The sequence below is a fragment of the Streptomyces xiaopingdaonensis genome, assembly GCF_000262345.1.
GTDB lineage: Bacteria > Actinomycetota > Actinomycetes > Streptomycetales > Streptomycetaceae > Streptomyces > Streptomyces xiaopingdaonensis.
This window is the reverse complement of sequence record NZ_AJTQ01000007.1, coordinates 1-14,847: the sequence shown is the minus strand read 5'-3', so window position 1 is coordinate 14,847 and position 14,847 is coordinate 1. Positions and strand designations below refer to the sequence as shown.

General features: G+C 74.1%; 15 protein-coding genes. 12 read left to right on the top strand and 3 right to left on the bottom strand.

Annotation, left to right across the window (positions count from 1 at the left end; translation table 11 throughout):
- The 4 genes from UWG_RS29220 to UWG_RS33290 form a co-directional block, all read left to right on the top strand.
- Positions 1 to 725 (top strand): glycosyltransferase family 2 protein (locus UWG_RS29220; RefSeq protein WP_016905213.1); only part of this gene is annotated, 725 nt, incomplete at its 5' end.
- Positions 722 to 1,753, top strand: a complete 1,032-nt coding sequence (locus UWG_RS0100345; protein ID WP_016905212.1) for a polysaccharide deacetylase family protein — start codon at positions 722 to 724, stop codon at positions 1,751 to 1,753. The genes UWG_RS29220 and UWG_RS0100345, both read left to right, overlap by 4 nt.
- Positions 1,746 to 3,215, top strand: coding sequence for a lipopolysaccharide biosynthesis protein (locus tag UWG_RS33295; protein ID WP_337459914.1), 1,470 nt, complete (start codon positions 1,746 to 1,748; stop codon positions 3,213 to 3,215). Before UWG_RS0100345 ends, UWG_RS33295 begins: the two co-directional genes overlap by 8 nt.
- Entirely contained in the window at positions 3,208 to 5,430 is a 2,223-nt protein-coding gene (locus UWG_RS33290; protein ID WP_193386390.1) for a hypothetical protein, read from the top strand. The genes UWG_RS33295 and UWG_RS33290 overlap by 8 nt, the downstream gene beginning before the upstream one ends.
- A gap of 16 nt (positions 5,431 to 5,446) precedes the next feature.
- On the opposite strand, the gene UWG_RS0100330 is transcribed toward UWG_RS33290, so the two are convergent.
- On the bottom strand, positions 5,447 to 6,439 hold the full coding sequence (locus tag UWG_RS0100330) for an adenosine kinase (protein WP_016905211.1): 993 nt from the start codon (positions 6,437 to 6,439) through the stop codon (positions 5,447 to 5,449).
- A 166-nt stretch (positions 6,440 to 6,605) separates the two neighbouring features.
- Here UWG_RS0100330 and UWG_RS0100325 point away from each other — a divergent pair, with 166 nt between their 5' ends.
- The 6 genes from UWG_RS0100325 (at position 6,606) to UWG_RS0100305 (ending at position 10,339) form a co-directional block, all read left to right on the top strand.
- The gene (locus UWG_RS0100325) at positions 6,606 to 7,037 is read left to right on the top strand and encodes an NUDIX hydrolase (RefSeq protein WP_033195888.1); all 432 of its coding nucleotides are present in this window, start codon (positions 6,606 to 6,608) and stop codon (positions 7,035 to 7,037) included.
- A gap of 133 nt (positions 7,038 to 7,170) precedes the next feature.
- Positions 7,171 to 7,812 (top strand): HAD family hydrolase, encoded by a 642-nt coding sequence (locus UWG_RS0100320; protein ID WP_016905209.1) that lies wholly within the window; start codon positions 7,171 to 7,173, stop codon positions 7,810 to 7,812.
- A 101-nt stretch (positions 7,813 to 7,913) separates the two neighbouring features.
- Positions 7,914 to 9,089, top strand: a complete 1,176-nt coding sequence (locus UWG_RS0100315) for a helix-turn-helix domain-containing protein (protein ID WP_016905208.1) — start codon at positions 7,914 to 7,916, stop codon at positions 9,087 to 9,089.
- Between the two features lie 223 nt (positions 9,090 to 9,312).
- Positions 9,313 to 9,498: a hypothetical protein gene (locus UWG_RS32905; protein ID WP_157838518.1), complete on the top strand. Its 186-nt coding sequence runs from the start codon at positions 9,313 to 9,315 to the stop codon at positions 9,496 to 9,498.
- Between the two features lie 34 nt (positions 9,499 to 9,532).
- The gene (locus UWG_RS0100310; protein ID WP_016905207.1) at positions 9,533 to 9,781 is read left to right on the top strand and encodes a hypothetical protein; all 249 of its coding nucleotides are present in this window, start codon (positions 9,533 to 9,535) and stop codon (positions 9,779 to 9,781) included.
- A gap of 123 nt (positions 9,782 to 9,904) precedes the next feature.
- On the top strand, positions 9,905 to 10,339 hold the full coding sequence (locus tag UWG_RS0100305; RefSeq protein WP_016905206.1) for an NUDIX hydrolase: 435 nt from the start codon (positions 9,905 to 9,907) through the stop codon (positions 10,337 to 10,339).
- A 124-nt stretch (positions 10,340 to 10,463) separates the two neighbouring features.
- On the opposite strand, the gene UWG_RS0100300 is transcribed toward UWG_RS0100305, so the two are convergent.
- On the bottom strand, positions 10,464 to 11,825 hold the full coding sequence (locus tag UWG_RS0100300; RefSeq protein ID WP_016905205.1) for a GH39 family glycosyl hydrolase: 1,362 nt from the start codon (positions 11,823 to 11,825) through the stop codon (positions 10,464 to 10,466).
- 174 nt (positions 11,826 to 11,999) lie between these two features.
- Between UWG_RS0100300 and UWG_RS0100295 the strand changes: the two genes are divergently transcribed.
- Positions 12,000 to 13,223: a DUF5925 domain-containing protein gene (locus tag UWG_RS0100295; protein WP_016905204.1), complete on the top strand. Its 1,224-nt coding sequence runs from the start codon at positions 12,000 to 12,002 to the stop codon at positions 13,221 to 13,223.
- 138 nt (positions 13,224 to 13,361) lie between these two features.
- Here the strand turns inward: UWG_RS0100295 and UWG_RS0100290 are convergent, their stop codons facing one another.
- Positions 13,362 to 13,742 carry a GntR family transcriptional regulator gene (locus UWG_RS0100290; protein WP_016905203.1) on the bottom strand — a complete coding sequence of 127 codons (381 nt, stop codon included), beginning with the start codon at positions 13,740 to 13,742 and terminating at the stop codon, positions 13,362 to 13,364.
- Between the two features lie 183 nt (positions 13,743 to 13,925).
- On the opposite strand from UWG_RS0100290, the gene UWG_RS0100285 reads away from it, so the two are divergent.
- The coding region (locus UWG_RS0100285; protein WP_016905202.1) for a GNAT family N-acetyltransferase at positions 13,926 to 14,847 on the top strand (922 nt) is incomplete at its 3' end.

Sequence of the window (14,847 nt, the reverse complement as noted above, 5' to 3'; positions counted from 1 at the left end):
ATCCGGCGGTCCTCGCCGTCGGCGGGCGCACCGAGCCGGTGTGGGAGGCCGGGCGCCGACCGGCGTGGTTCCCCGAGGAGTTCGACTGGACCGTCGGGTGCATGTACCGCGGCCATCCGGCGGGCCGCGTCCGCGTCCGCAACGTCCTCGGCGGCAACGCGTCCTTCCGGCGCTCGGCGTTCGAGGCGGTCGGCGGCTTCGAGACCGGCATCGGGCGCGGCGGCGGGGGTGCGGCGCAAACCCCGCGCGGCGGGCTCCCGTTGGGCTGCGAGGAGACGGAGCTGTGCATCCGCCTCACCACGGCGCTGCCCGACGCCGTCCTCCTCGTCGACGACTCCGCCGTGATCCACCACCGGGTGCCCGCCGACCGCGCACGCCTCGGCTACCTGCGCCGCCGCGCCTGGGCCGAGGGCCTCTCCAAGGCGGCCGTCTCCCAACTCGTCGGGCAGCGCGCCGGGTTGGCGACGGAGCGCCGGTACACCACCCGGGTGCTGCCGGCCGGGGTCGGGCGCGGAGTGCGCGACGCGCTCCTCGGCCGCCCCGGCGGCGCGGGCCGTGCCGCCGCCATCGTCACCGGGGCGGCGGCGGCCGCCGCGGGCTACGCGGCGGGCCTGGCGCGTACGGCGCCCGGGCGGCGACCGGGACGCCCGGCCCTCCCGGGGCCGCAGCGCTCCGTGGCCGACCACCTGACCGCACCACGACGACCGGACGAGGAGGCGGCATGAGCGGCCCTTCCGACGAGCACGGAGGAAGCCGACGGAGCCGGCAGAACGGCGACAGCGCGTACCGCCGCCCGCGAGTGCCCGGTCCGCGGCGGCCCGACGTGCCGCGCAGGCCCCCGGGTTCGAACGGGGCCCGCCCTCACCCGGCCGCCGAGGCGAGCCGTCCCGCACACCGCTTGCACACGCCGACGGGCGCGCCGCTGCCGATCCTCATGTACCACGCCGTCTCGCACTCCCCCGCCCCCGCGACGCACGGGCTCTCCGTCACGCCCGAGTCGTTCGCCGCGCAGTTGGAGGTGATCGAGGAGCTGGGCCGTACACCCGTCACCGCGGCGCGCCTCGCCGAGGCGTGGCGCGGCGGCAGGCCGCTGCCGCGCGACCCCGTCCTGCTCACCTTCGACGACGGCTACGAGGGCGTGCACCGCCACGCCCTCCCGGCCCTCGCCCGGCACGGCTTCACGGCGAGTCTCTTCGTCTCCACCGGGTGGCTCCCCGGACGCCACCACGCGGGCGGCGAGCTCGACACCATGCTCGACTGGGCGCAGGTGCGCGAACTCGCCGCGTACGGCATGGAGATCGGCGGACACAGCCACACGCACCCCCAACTCGACCAACTCACCGCGCCCCGACTGCGGTTCGAGCTCTCGCACTGCCGGGAGCTCCTCGCCGAGGAGACGGGACGCAACCCTTCCTCCTTCGCCTACCCCTTCGGCTACTCGACGCGACGCGTGCGCGAGGCGGTACGCGCCTGCGGCTTCGCGCAGTCCCTCGCCGTCAACAACCGCCTCGCGGCGCCCCGTCAGGGCCCGTACGCGCTCACGCGCCTCACCGTGCGCCGCTCCACCTCGCTCGCCGAGTTCCGACACCTCCTCCAAGGCCGGTCCCTCACGGTCGACTTCGCCGTCGACCGCGTCCTCGGCAAGGGGTACGCGGCGGTGCGCGCCGTCAACAGGACGCTGCGCGCCGCGGGGCTGCGTCCACCGGTGGGCGCGGGCGAATCCCGAGAGGAGGGGCACGGCACACGTGGCTGAGATCGGCGCCTCGGCGCACTCCGCGGCAGCAGACACCCGGGACCCGGGCCCCGACGCGGCGCACGCACCGGAGGAGCGCGGCCCCGAGGAGAAGCCCGGGCGCCAACTCTTCAAGAACGCCTACGCGTTGATGGTCAACACGGGCGTCTCCGCGGTGCTCGGGCTCGGGTACTGGGTCATCGCGGCCCGCTACTACTCCGAGGAGTCCGTCGGCCAGGGCTCGGCGGCGATCGCGGCGATGAAGTTCCTCGCGGGGCTCGCCGCCGTCACCCTGATCGGTGCGCTCGCGCGGTTCGTGCCCGTCGCGGGCCGCACCACGCGGCGGCTCATCCTGCGGACGTACGCGGCGAGTTCGCTGTTCGTGGCGACGGCGGCGGCGGCCTTCCTGCTCACCCTCGACTGGTGGGGGCCCTCCTACCGCATCCTGCACGGCCTCCTGCCGGGACTCGGCTTCGTGGTCGCCGTCGTCGGCTGGTCGCTGCTGACGCTGCAGGACGGGGTGCTCACCGGCTTGCGCAGCGCCAAGTGGGTGCCGGTGGGCAACACCGTCTTCTCCACGGTCAAGCTGGTGCTGCTGGTGGTGCTCGCCTCGGCGGTGCCTGCCGCCGGCGTCTTCGTCTCGTGGGCGGCGGCGATCGCGCTCTCCGTGCTGCCGCTCGGCTGGCTCGTCTTCCGCCGCCTGGTCCCCGCCCACGTACGGCGGACGACGCGGACCGCACGGCCCGCAGGACACCGGGAGATGGGCCGGTTCCTCGCGGGCGACTACACGGGCGCGCTCTTCTCGCTCGCCGTCGTCTACCTGCTGCCGGTGATCGTCGCCGCGCAGGTGAGCTCGGCCGACAACGCGTACTTCTACATCACCACCACCATCGGCGGCACCCTCAACCTGCTCGCCGTCAACATGGGCGCCTCGCTCACCGTCGAGGGCTCGCACAGCCCGGCGCGGCTCGCGGAGAACTGCCGTGCCGCGCTCGGGCGGATGGCCCGCATCATGCTGCCCGTCTGCGGTGCGCTCTTCCTCTTCGCGCCCCAGGTCCTCGCCGTCTTCGGCAAGGGGTACGCCGACGCGGCGACGCCGCTGCTGCGCCTCTACGCGCTCGGCGCCCTGCTCCGCGTCGTCATGGAGGTCCACTACGCGGTGCTGCGCGCCCAGAGCCGCACCTCCGGACTCGCCTACCTCCAGGGCCTGTTGTGCGTCCTCGTCCTCGGCCTCACCCTGCTCCTCCTCCCCCGCCTCGGGCTCATCGGCGCGGGTATCGCGGAGGTGGGAAGCATCGGCCTCGTCACTCTGATCGCGGCGGTCCGGCTCCGCCCGGTGCTGCGCGCACGCCCGCCGTCGAAGCGGACGGCACCGGACGGCGGGCCCGGCCCGTCCGGTTCGCCGCAACCCTCCGCCCCCGGGAACGACGCGGGCGGAGGGCACGGCCGACGGAGCAGACGACGGGACGCACGGCATGGCTAGCGGCCCGGAGGGCAGCGTCGACGAGGAGCTGTCCGCCCACGGATCGGCGGACGCGGCCGCCCGGCGAGCGGCACCGCCCGGCGCCCGCACCCCGTCGCCCGCACAACCGGCCCCGCGCCCCGCGGCAGCTCCCTCCGCCACGGAGGCCCGCCAACCCGCCACGCGGCGCCGCCGGTTGGGCCGCGGCACGGCCCTGTGGGCGCTCCTCGCCGCGGCGCTCGCGCTCTACTGGGTGCCGCTCCTGGGCCTCGACGCCGCCCGCCTCGACGGCATGGGCGGGCTCGGACTCGTCTCCGTGCTCCCCGTGCCGACGCTCGTCGGCGCCGGGCTGCTCGTCTGCGCCTTCGTCGCCGGGCTCCGCTCGCCGACGCCGCGGCCCGTGCTGCTGGCGGCCGTGCTGCTGCTCACCGTCGTCTCGCTGCACGCCGTCCCCGCCGTGGTGGAGAGCGAACCGCGGTTCGCCACCGCGTGGCAGCACCTCGGCTTCCTCGACCACATCGAACGCACCGGGTCCACCGCGCCCGACCTCGACGCGCGGTGGAGCTGGCCCGGCTTCTTCGCCGCGGCGGCCTTCGTGGCGCAGGCGTGCGGCGTCGACGACTTCACCGAGACGATCCGCTGGTGGCCGACGCTCGTCCAACTCGCCTACCTCGCCCCGCTCGCGCTCCTCCTCCGCGCCGTCCGTGCCGATCGCAGGGCCAAGTGGTGCGCACTGTGGTTCTTCGCGCTCTGCGGCTGGGTCGGCCAGGACTACTTCTCACCGCAGGGGTTCACCCTTCTCTTCCACCTTCTCTTCGTCGCCGTGCTCCTCCTGTGGTTCGCCCGCACCTCCGCGCCGCGCCGCGGCCGCGCGCCCGGCGAGACACCGCCCGCGGGGACGCCCGGCTCCCGCGTGCGGGCGGTGGGGCCCACCGAACTCGCCGTGCTGCTCGGCCTGTTGCTCGTCCTCTTCGTCGCCGCGACGGCGGGCCACCAGCTCACGCCCTTCGTCATGCTCGGCGTCCTGCTCGGCCTGGTCCTCGTGCGGCGCACGGTGCCGCGGGGGTTGCCGCTCGTCTGCGGCATCGTCCTCGTCTGCTGGATCGTCTACCTCGCCGAGCCGTACTGGTCCGGGCACTTCGACGAGCTCTTCGGCGGCATCGGCGGGCTCGGCGGCAACGTCTCCTCCTCTGTCACGGGGCGCATCGAGGGCGGGGCCCAGGTGCACCAACTGGTGCTCTACGCGAGGGTCGCGCTCGCCGCGGGGGTGCTCGCGCTCGCGGCGCTCGGCGCGTGGCGGCGCCGTCGCGCCGGCGTCTCCGACCGGTCGCTGCTCGTCCTCACCGCCGTCCCGTTCCTCGCGTTCGGCGCGCAGTCCTACGGCGGTGAGATCGCGCTCCGCGTCTTCCTCTTCGCCGCGCCGGGCGCCTGCGTCCTCGCCGCCCTCGCGCTCTACCCGCGCCTCCCGGACGACGGCGGCCCGCAGCCCGCGGCGGCGCACCCGCGCCGGACGCCCTCGCGCGCCGCTCCGGTGGCCGCGCTCCTCGCCGGTCTCGTGCTGCTCTCCGGCTTCCTCGTGGTGCGTTGGGGCAACGAGCCGTTCGAGCGGGTGCGCACGGGCGAGGTCGAGGCGATGGAGTACGTCTACGCGCACGACCACCCCACGGTCCGGCTGCTCTGGCCGAGCAGCGACCCCGTGGAGGAGGTCACCCCGTCGATCCCCTGGGGGGCGCGGGACATGGAGCGCGTCGTCTACGAACCGGTGCGGGCGCCCCTCGACCCGGCCGCCGCGGGCGGCCTCGCCGACGCGCTGCGCGAGGCGGGCCCCGGCTCGCTGCTGATGCTCAACGAAGGGCAGTCGCAGGCGCTCCAGTTGGGCCACGGGTACCCGCACGACTGGTGGCGCAAGGCGCGCACCGCGCTCGACGGCGACCCCGCGGTCGAGCGCGTCCACACCAACCGCGACGCCGTCGTCTACCGCGCGACCGCACCGGCCGCGGGACAGGCCCCCGCACCGGAACCCGGCCCCGCGGGGATACGCGTCACCTGGGACACCTGGTCGCTCGCCGGTGCCCTCGCGGCCGGGGTACTGCTCGTACTGCTCACCGCGCGCGAACTCGTCCGCGTCGTCGCACCGCACCGACTCGCCTGGCTCCAGGGAACGTTGTGGTTCGCGCTGCCGCTCGGCGCGCTGCTCCTCGGCGCGACGGTGCTGCGGCTGTGGACGCTGTCGTGAGCCGGCGTCCCGCTGGTCAGCCGTCGTCGAGCAACGGCTCGGCCCGCGCTGCGAGTCCGGGCCCCGGGCGCGCGCCCAGGTGGGAGATCACCTCGCCCGCCGCCAGCGAGCCGAGCCGCGCGCACCGCGCCAACCCGGCACCGCGCACCAGCCCGTGGAGGAAACCCGCCGCGTAGGCGTCCCCGGCCCCCGTCGTGTCGACGACCGCGACCCCTGCTTCGGCGGGTACCTCCTCGAAGCCGCGCTCCGAGGCGACGACGGAGCCCTTCGCGCCCCGCGTCACCGCGGCGACGGCGCCGCCCGCGCGCACCCGCTCCAGCGCGCCGGAGAGGTCGTCGGTGCCGCAGAGGGTCCGCAGCTCCTCCTCGTTGCCGAAGACGAGGTCGGCGGCGCCGTCGACGAGGTCGAGGAACTCCTGCCGGTGCCGGTCGACGCAGAGGGTGTCGGAGAGCGTCACCGCGACCTGCCGCCCGGCCCGGTGGGCGAGCGAGGCGGCGGTGCGGAGGGCCTCGCCCGACTGCGGCTGGTCGAAGAGGTAGCCCTCGAGGTAGGTGACCCGCGCCCGCCGTACGACCTCCGGGTCGATGTCGCCGGGGCCGAGCCGGGTGCACGCGCCGAGGTAGGTGCTGAGCGTGCGTTCGCCGTCCGGGGTGACGAGGACGGTGCAACGCGCCGTGTCGGGCGGCCCGTCGAGCGGCTGCGTCGCGAAGCCGACGCCCGAGGCGGCGATGTCCGCCGCGAAGTCGGCGCCGAGCGCGTCGTCCCGGATCTTGCCGATGAAGGCGGCCGAGGAGCCGAGCGACGCCGCGCCCGCGACCGTGTTCGCCGCCGAACCGCCCGACGCCCGCACCGGGCGCCCGAGCACCGCGAGGATCTCTTTCGACCGCTCGGCGTCGACGAGGGTCATGCCGCCCTTCGGCAGCCCCAGCGCGTCGACGGCCGCATCGTCGGCCTCCGCCAGGATGTCGACGATCGCGTTGCCGATCCCCAGTACGTCCAACTCGCCCACGTGGCCTCCTGCTTCTCTCCCCGGAACCATGCCTGGGACCGTAGCCGCTGCGCACGTCGGCGACAGTGGCGACCGACACAGCACCGTCCGCGCGCGAGGGGTTTCGCTCGCGTGCGGACTGGCAACCGCGCGCGGGGGCTCCGCCCGCGGTGGCAGAATCCGCACCATGGTGGACACTCGAGCACCGGCCCGCCCGGCCGGTCTGACGGTGGTGGCGGCGGCCGTCGTGGAGCACGGCAGGCTGCTCGTCGTCAGCAAGCAGGCGGCACCCGACCTCTTCTACCTCCCGGGCGGCAAGCCGGAGCCCGGCGAAGACCCGGTGGAGACGCTCACCCGCGAACTGGACGAGGAGCTCGGCGCCGCACCGGTCGCGCCCCGGCTGCTCACCCGCTTCGAGGGAACCGCAGCGCTGGAGCGCGTCCCCATGCAACTCTCCGTCTACACGGCCCAGCTCGACGCCCCGCCCGTCCCCGCGGCCGAACTCGCCCATATGCACTGGACGACCGGGGAGGACGAAGGGCTGCACCTCTCGCCTGCACTCACACAGCACGTCCTGCCGGTGCTCCGTGCGCGGGGGGTGCTGGGGGCTGCCGTGTGAGCCGGGGGCGGGGCGGGCACGGCCGCCGGGTTCGGCGGATACGGAAGCGGGCGGCGTGGCGTTGTCCGGCCTCGCGGCCGGACAGGGGCCGCTCTCGTCGGACCCACCGACCTCGCGTCGATAGAGTCGGCGGATGATCCACACCTTCGCGTTCGACGTGGGCGAGACCCTCGTGAGGGACGACCGCTACTGGACGGCGTGGGCCGACTGGCTCTGCATCCCCCGGCACACGCTGTCGGCGCTCGTCGGCGCCGTCGTGGCCCGTGGCGAGGACAACGCCGAGGCGCTGCGGCTGATCCGGCCCGGTATCGATCTCCACTCCCAGTATCAGGCCCGCGAGGACGCGGGCCGCGGCGAATACCTCGACGAGACGGACGTGTACGAAGACGTCAGACCGGCGCTGTCCGCACTCCGCGCCGCCGGGGCACACGTCGTCATCGCAGGCAACCAGACGGTCAAAGCCGCTGCGCTGCTCCGCGCACTCGAACTGCCCGCCGACCTCGTCGCCACTTCGGGCGAGTGGGGTGTCGCCAAGCCGTCGCCCGCGTTCTTCGAGCGACTCGTCGCCGAGTCAGGCGTACCGGCTGATCAGATCCTCTACGTCGGAGACCACCCGCAGAACGACACCTTTCCCGCGCAGGCGGCCGGGGTTCGGGCAGCACACCTGCGGCGGGGCCCGTGGGGGCACCTCTGGGCCAAAGAAGCTGCGGTCGTCGAGGCCGCAGACCACCGGATCGACTCGCTCATGGACCTCGTGCCGCTCGCCGAGCGGTGACGCCTCCGCAACGGTCCCGTCTGCGGACGTCAAAGGGTTCCGGCTCCTCACAGTGACCGCATGGATACAGTTCGACATGGACGCCTCGAACTGGAGCCGACATGACCCAACTTGACGCCGCCGCGCTGGGGAAGCGCATCGCAGCCGTCCGTAAAGCGAAGAGGCTCAGGCAGACAGACCTCGCCCGCGCATCGTTCGTATCGCTGCCCATGGTCAAGGCCGTTGAACAGGGCAAGCGGTACCCGGGCGACACCACCCTCGAAGCTTTCGCAGCGGCACTCGGCGTGGACCCCACACGGCTCCTCACCACTCATACCGGCGCAGAAACCCGTGTACACGCAGCCCTGCCCGCGATCTCTGCCAGCCTCGCCGCGCACGACGTGCCCCTCGCGTCACCGCGCCGCGCCCTCGACGAACTGCGCACGACCGTCGCCGAGACGGTGCATTGGCGGCTCGCTGCTCAGTACGGACGCATCGCCCAGCACGCCCCCGCGCTGCTCGTCGACGTCCTCGCCGCATTCCAGGCAGCACAGGACAAGCGGACCGCCGCCCGGCTCCTCGTCACGGCCGCCCGGTCGGTGGACGCTGTCGCCTACAAGTACGGCGCCCGCGACCTCTCGGCTCGGCTCGTCGACCTGATGCGGTCGGCCGCGCCCTACGCAGAAGACCCGCTTCTCAGTGCCTCGGTCGCCTACGTCCGCACCGAGGTCTTCTTCACTGCCCGTGCTCACACGGCCGGCATCCGCGCGTTGGAGGCCGCGGTAGACGCCGCGCCGGCAGCGACGGACGAGAACACGGCCGCGGCACGCGGCGCGCTCCACATGCGGGCCGCGGTCATCGCGGGACGCGGCGGCGACGCCGAGACCGCGAACAGCCACCTGGCCCATGCGCAGCGCTTGAGCGAACAGGCGCGGGAAGGCGTTTACTTGGGGACGGCTTTCGGCCCCGAGTGCGTGCGCATCCACGAGCTGTCGGTCGCCGTGAGCCTGGGGCAGGACCACATCGACGGTGCCTTCGCCGCGGCTCGTGAGTGGTCCCCGTCCCACGCGCTGCCGGCCGAGCGGCGCTCGGGGTTCTGGATCGAACTGGCCCGCGCGCAGATGTGGGCTAGCCGGTTCGACGACGCGTTTTCCTCGCTGCAGGCGGCGCGGAGCATCGCTCCCCAGCACACCCGCGAACACCCGTGGACGCGGGAGACGAGCGCAACCCTCCTCCGTCTGCGACGGGTCGACGAGGAGTCGCTGCACCACTTCGCAAGCTGGGTCGGGGCCGTCTGACACAACCGGGTACGGGGATACAAGCCGTATCCCCTGTGGGCTCGTCAGCCCCTCATGCTCTGTGCATCACATCCCAGAGCAAGGGTCGGAAGATGAGCCGAACAAGCACGAAAACGGTCGCCGCCTCCCTGGACGAGGTGAGCAGCGCCCGCCCGCACGGTTTCGGCGCCGCGCTCAGCCGCCCGCAGACCCCGGGACGGTCCCGGTGAGGCGGGGTGACTCGGTGATCGACAGCCTCACCGGACGTCTCGGCGTCGTGGACGAAATCCGGCCGCACGAGATCCGGCTGCGTCCCCTGCCGGAAGGGAATGGACCGGCATGGAGCACCACCCCGGCATCGGTGCGCCGCGCTGAAGAGCGCGAAGTCCTGACCGCCCTTCGTCTTCGGCAGCGGGACGAACGGCCGTGAAATCCGGTGCCCGTAGGGGCGAGGAGGGGGAACGTTGATCACTCGGACACTCTGGGACGTCGTCTGCACCACCCGGACCGGCGACCGCGAATGCGAGGCAGAGGCCAACGCCCTGCTCTCGGAGGCACGGGCGGACTCCTGGCGCGACCGCCACCAGCAGCAGACCGGGCACACCCGATACCTCCGGGTCAGGTCGGACTACGAGGACCTCGGCCCAACCCCGCCGAACCTCCCGCCCCCGGGCAGGCCGGAGTTGCGTGCCGTGGCCAACCCGGAGGCGTAGTTCGGCGCCCCGACGCGAGTGCAGCCGCTCCGCGGAAGACCGCTCCGAAGCCTCACTGCCCTGCCTTCCCGGCGCCAGCGTGCGGGACGACCGCGCGAGCCCCGACGAACACACGGTGATCCCATGCCTCTCGCAACCCCCGTCGTCGACACGCACGTGATCCTCCGCGACGGCGACGCGGTCCTCATGTCCCAACGCGCCGGCCCCTACGGACACGGCCGCTGGCACCTGCCGAGCGGCAAGCTCGACGCCGGTGAACCCCTGACCGCGGGCGCCGCCCGCGAACTCCGCGAAGAGACCGGCGTCACCGTCGCCCCCTCGCACCTGCGGCACGTGCACACCGTCCACCACCGGCAGTCGGACGAGAGCGAGCGCATCGGCGTCTTCTTCCTCGCGACCGAGTGGCGCGGAGAGCCGACCAACCGCGAACCGGACAAGTGCCTCGACCTGCGCCGGCACGACGTCCACGACCTGCCCGAGGACATCATCGCGTACCCGGCCGCCGGACTGCGCGGCTACCTGGCGGGAAGCGGGACGCTCACCGAACACGGCTGGTAACGCCCGACGGACTGCCCCAACCCACCGACGGAGCGGGGCAGTTCCGGCAGCGGCCCCCGGACGCATCGGCCAACACCCACGAGTGAGGGCCACTCACCCTCCGCCCCGACCGACCCCACGTCCGTCACCCCGCCCGCACCCACCGCACCTCGTACCCTTCCAGCCGCAGCCCCCGCCCGTCGACACGCACCCGGGCCCGCCCCTCCCCGGTGTTGACGACGAGAACGGCCCCCTCCCCCCGCAACGCCCGCACGCGCGAGGCGTCCTCCCCCGAGACGGGCACCCTCCGCGGGTCGGCGTCCGGCCCGAACTCCCGGGAGAACCGGGCGAGCAGCCGCAGCATCGGCAGACCGTCCCCGCCGTCCGCCGCCCTAGTACCGTGCCAGAGGCAACCGGCGCAGGCGCCCCGCGGGAGCTGCGGGTTCCAGTAGAAGCCGCCGGCCGCGCCGCCCTCGACCATCGCCATCAGCGCCGCCGCGTGCACGGCGACCCGGTGCCGCTCGCTCCAGCCCTCGCGCCGGTCGCGCGCGTCCCCGACCTCCGCGTACCACTCGGCCCACCAGACCGGCAGGCCCGTCTCCTTCCGCGTCCAGCGCGTGACGGCGGTGAGCTTCTCCGCGGCGCCGAACTCGTCGGGCAGGAGCCGGTCTTCCTCCGTGTAGGTGGAGCCGTCGACGACGGCGAAGTCGGCGCCCTTGCGGTGCTCGCTCCAGTAGGCGACGGCGTCGAGCGCCCGCTGGTCGAGGGCGCCCCACTCGCCGCGGACGCGGGAGGCGTGCGCGTCCCCCGGATCGAGTGAGTCCATGACGACGTAGGGGCCGCCGACGCGGATCTTCGGCGAGACCTTCTTCAGCTCCGTGTAGACGAGGTTGTACAGCTCGGTGTAGCCCTCGAAGTCCCAGCGCTTCTTCCGCTCGTCCCAGAAGCCCTTGAACTCGTTCCAGACCACGAAGTGCCGGATGTCCGGGTAGCGTTCGGCGACGGTCCGTGCGAGCCGCGCGAAGTCGCGGTAGTGCTTCGGCTCCGGTGCCGTCTCCAGCTTGCTCCAGTCCGTCGCGCCGGCCTTCGCGCCCTTCATCCAGTCCGGCGCGCAGCAGAGCGTGAGCACCGGCGTGCCCGCCGTCTCGCGCATCAGGTCGACGCGCTCGTCGAGGGAGTCGAAGTCGTAACGCCCGGGCGAGGGCTCGGGGTTGTCGGCTCCCCAGCCCATCAGGTGCTGGTTCTGCGGAAGTCGGGCGCGGTTCAGCGCCGAGGCGGCGCGGTCGCGTGCGGGGTTCGCGCCCTCGTCGGCGCTGTACTGCGTGTGCGTGAAGCCCCAACCGAGCGCGTCCTGCGGCTCGTTCTGCGGGATCGTCGGCTTTCCGTGGACGCCGGGGCCGCCGTCGGCCGGTTCGCCAGGGAAGCGGCACATCGCGAGGACGAGGAGCGCGAGCACCAGCCCGCCGCCGACGAACCCGACCGCACGCCCCCGAGCAACCCGCATCACGGCCCCCGCTCCCCCACGCTCGCCGGAGGCCAGCGTAGCCGGACGCCGCCGCACGCCGGTAGATCGCCGGGGCCGCAGGGGCAGCCGCCGCACGCCTCGCCCGCGGAGTGCGTCCACGCCGAGGCGGGGAAAACATACGTGCAACCCGGCCACCTATGCCGGATCATTGCGGCCATGCGTACCGACGCGCCCACCGCCGACGACAGGAGCGTCCCCCTGGCTTCCGTACCGCAGTCCACGCCCGATACGCCGGCGGTCCAGCAGGAGGCCCCGACGGCGCACGGGCCGACCGGACACCAGCAGTCCACCCCGCCCGAGGAGTCGCTGCCCACCCGGCTCCAGCTCGACGACAGCGACTCGCCCTCCGACGTCGTCGACGCGCTCTTCCTCGGCCGCTTCACCCAGGGCGAGCAGCCCTACTCGCGCAGCCACTCGGTCGACCGCGTCAAGAAGGGGCACACGCTGCTGCCCCCGCACGCACGGGTGGTGCGCGAGGCGACGGACGACAACTCCAGCAACGTCCTCGCCGAAGGGGACGGCTGGACCGTGCGCATCTCCCGGTGGAACCAGGGAGCCGACGTCACGGTCACGGCGGTCACGGGCGAACTCGCCGACGCGCGGCTCAAGGAAGCCGTCGACGGCGCCGAGGACGAACCGGAACCCCAGTCGGACAAAGTGTCGATGGGCTTCTGGTACCACTCGCCGATGCGCGGCCCGCGCCGCACCACCCGCACCATCAGCGCGGGCACCTGGGACGAGGTGCGCCCCAACTACACGGCGCGCGTCGCCTCCGCGATGGACGGCCTGATGAAGGTGACGCCCGACGACGTCTCGGGCCGCCTCCTCCTGCTCCACGGCCCGCCGGGCACGGGCAAGACGTCGGCGCTGCGCACCCTCGCCCGCTCGTGGAGCGACTGGTGCCAGGTCGACTGCGTCCTCGACCCCGAGCACCTCTTCAACAACATCGGCTACCTGATGGACATCGCCATCGGCGCCGACGACTCGGAGTCGGAGGGAAGGCGCTGGCGGCTGCTGCTCCTGGAGGACTGCGACGAACTGATCCGCGGCGAGGCGAAGTACGCGGCGGGACAGGCGCTCTCGCGGCTGCTCAACCTCACCGACGGGCTGCTCGGGCAGGGCCGGAACGTCCTCGTCGGGGTCACCACCAACGAGGACCTGGAGCGGCTCCACCCCGCCGTCGTCCGGCCGGGGCGCTGTCTGGCACGGATCGAGGTCGGGTCGCTGAGCCGCCAGGAGGCGGTCGACTGGCTCGGCACGGAAGAGGGCGTGGGCCGCGAAGGAGCCACGCTCGCCGAGCTCTTCGCCCTCCGCAAGGGCGGCTCCGCTTCGGGCCTGCCCGTCCAGCCGGAGCGCGAGGGCGCCGGGATGTACCTCTGATCGGCGCGGCTACGGTACGCGCTCCCACCCCTTCCGGGCACCGCGCGTGCCGGGCCGGCCGACGCTGCCGCGGTAGACGAGGCACGGGCGGTGGAGCGGCGCGCCGAAGACGTGGATGAGCCGCGTACGGGAGCCGGCTCAGTCCTCGCGCGCGTACGCGGCGCGGAGCGCCTCGACGGCAGCGGCGAGCGCCGCGTCGTGCCCGAGGCCGAGATGGCGCGCGCGCCGCGCGTAGGCCGCCGCGGCCGACGCCGCCTCGCGTTCGGCCGCGTCCCCCGCCGCTGCGACGAAGGTGCCGTTGCGGCCGCGGGTCTCGATGACGCCGTCCGCCTCCAGGGTGCGGTAGGCCTTCGCCACCGTGTTCGCGGCGAGCCCCAGCTCCTGCGCGAGAGCGCGCACGGTTGGCAGCCGGAACCCGGTGGGCAGCTCGCCCTCGCGTGCCTGGGACGCGAGTTGGGAGCGCACCTGTTCGTACGGCGCGGTGGCGGAGTCGGGGTCGATGGCGAGGTGCAGCGGCACGGGTGCTCCGGTCTTTCGGCGGTCTGGTCCCTCTCGGCGGTCCGGCGGTGTCGACGGCTCGCGGGACGATTCTCCTCCCTCGCCGCGCCGGAAGCCGCGGCGGCCGTGCGGAGCTCGCCGGATCGGCAGGGAGGACAGCGGCGGGGCGGACAACCGCCGTCCGCTCGTCTACGGTGCGCTCGTATGTTCACCATTCGGGAGTTCACCGACGTCGACGCCCCCGCGGTCGTCGCGGTGCGCAGCGCCGCCGCACCCCATCTCGTCAACTCCGCCGAGGGCCTGCGGTGGGAGCTGCGGAACGCGGCGCCCGCGCGGCGGCTGCGCCGCGTCGTCGCCGAGGTCGAGGACGGCGGCCGCACGCGGACAGCGGGCGCGGCCGACGCCGGCACGCTGCCGGGGACGGGCGGCGCCGGGCACCTCACCGTCGCGGTCGACCCGCGGTACGGCGGCCTCGGCATAGGCTCCGCGCTCCTCGACGCCGCGGAGGAGCACCTCGTGGCGACCGGCGTCACCCTCGTCCACACCTGGGTCGACGACGACGCGCCGGCCGCCGGCTTCGCCGCGCGGCGGGGCTACAGCCCGGGCCGCACGGGACGGTTCCTCTGCCTCGACCTCGCCTCGGCGCCGCCCCTCTCGCCGCTGCCCGACCGGCTGCCGCCCGGCGTCGAGGTGCGCACCGTCGCCGAGTTCGGCTCGGACCTGCGGGAACTGTGGCGGGCCGACCTGGAGTGCGCCGACGACGAACCGGGCGACATCGAGGCGGGGCATCTCGCGTACGAACCGTGGCTCGGCCTCAACTGGCGGCGTCCCGACTGGCGTCCCGAGCTGAGCGCCGTCGTCGTCGCCGACGGCGGGATCGCCTCGTACAGCGTCGCGCAGACCGACGGCCGGGAGCGCTGCTGGTCCGCGATGACCGGCACCCGACGCGCGCACCGCGGCCGCGGCTTCGCAGGACTCGCCAAGCTCCACGTCCTCCACCTCGCCCGCCGCGCGGGCGTCACCCGCTTCTACACCGGCAACGACGCGAGCAACGCCCCGATGCTCGCCGTCAACGCCCGCCTCGGCTACCGCACTTGCCGCACCGAGCGGCGGCACACGCGGCGGC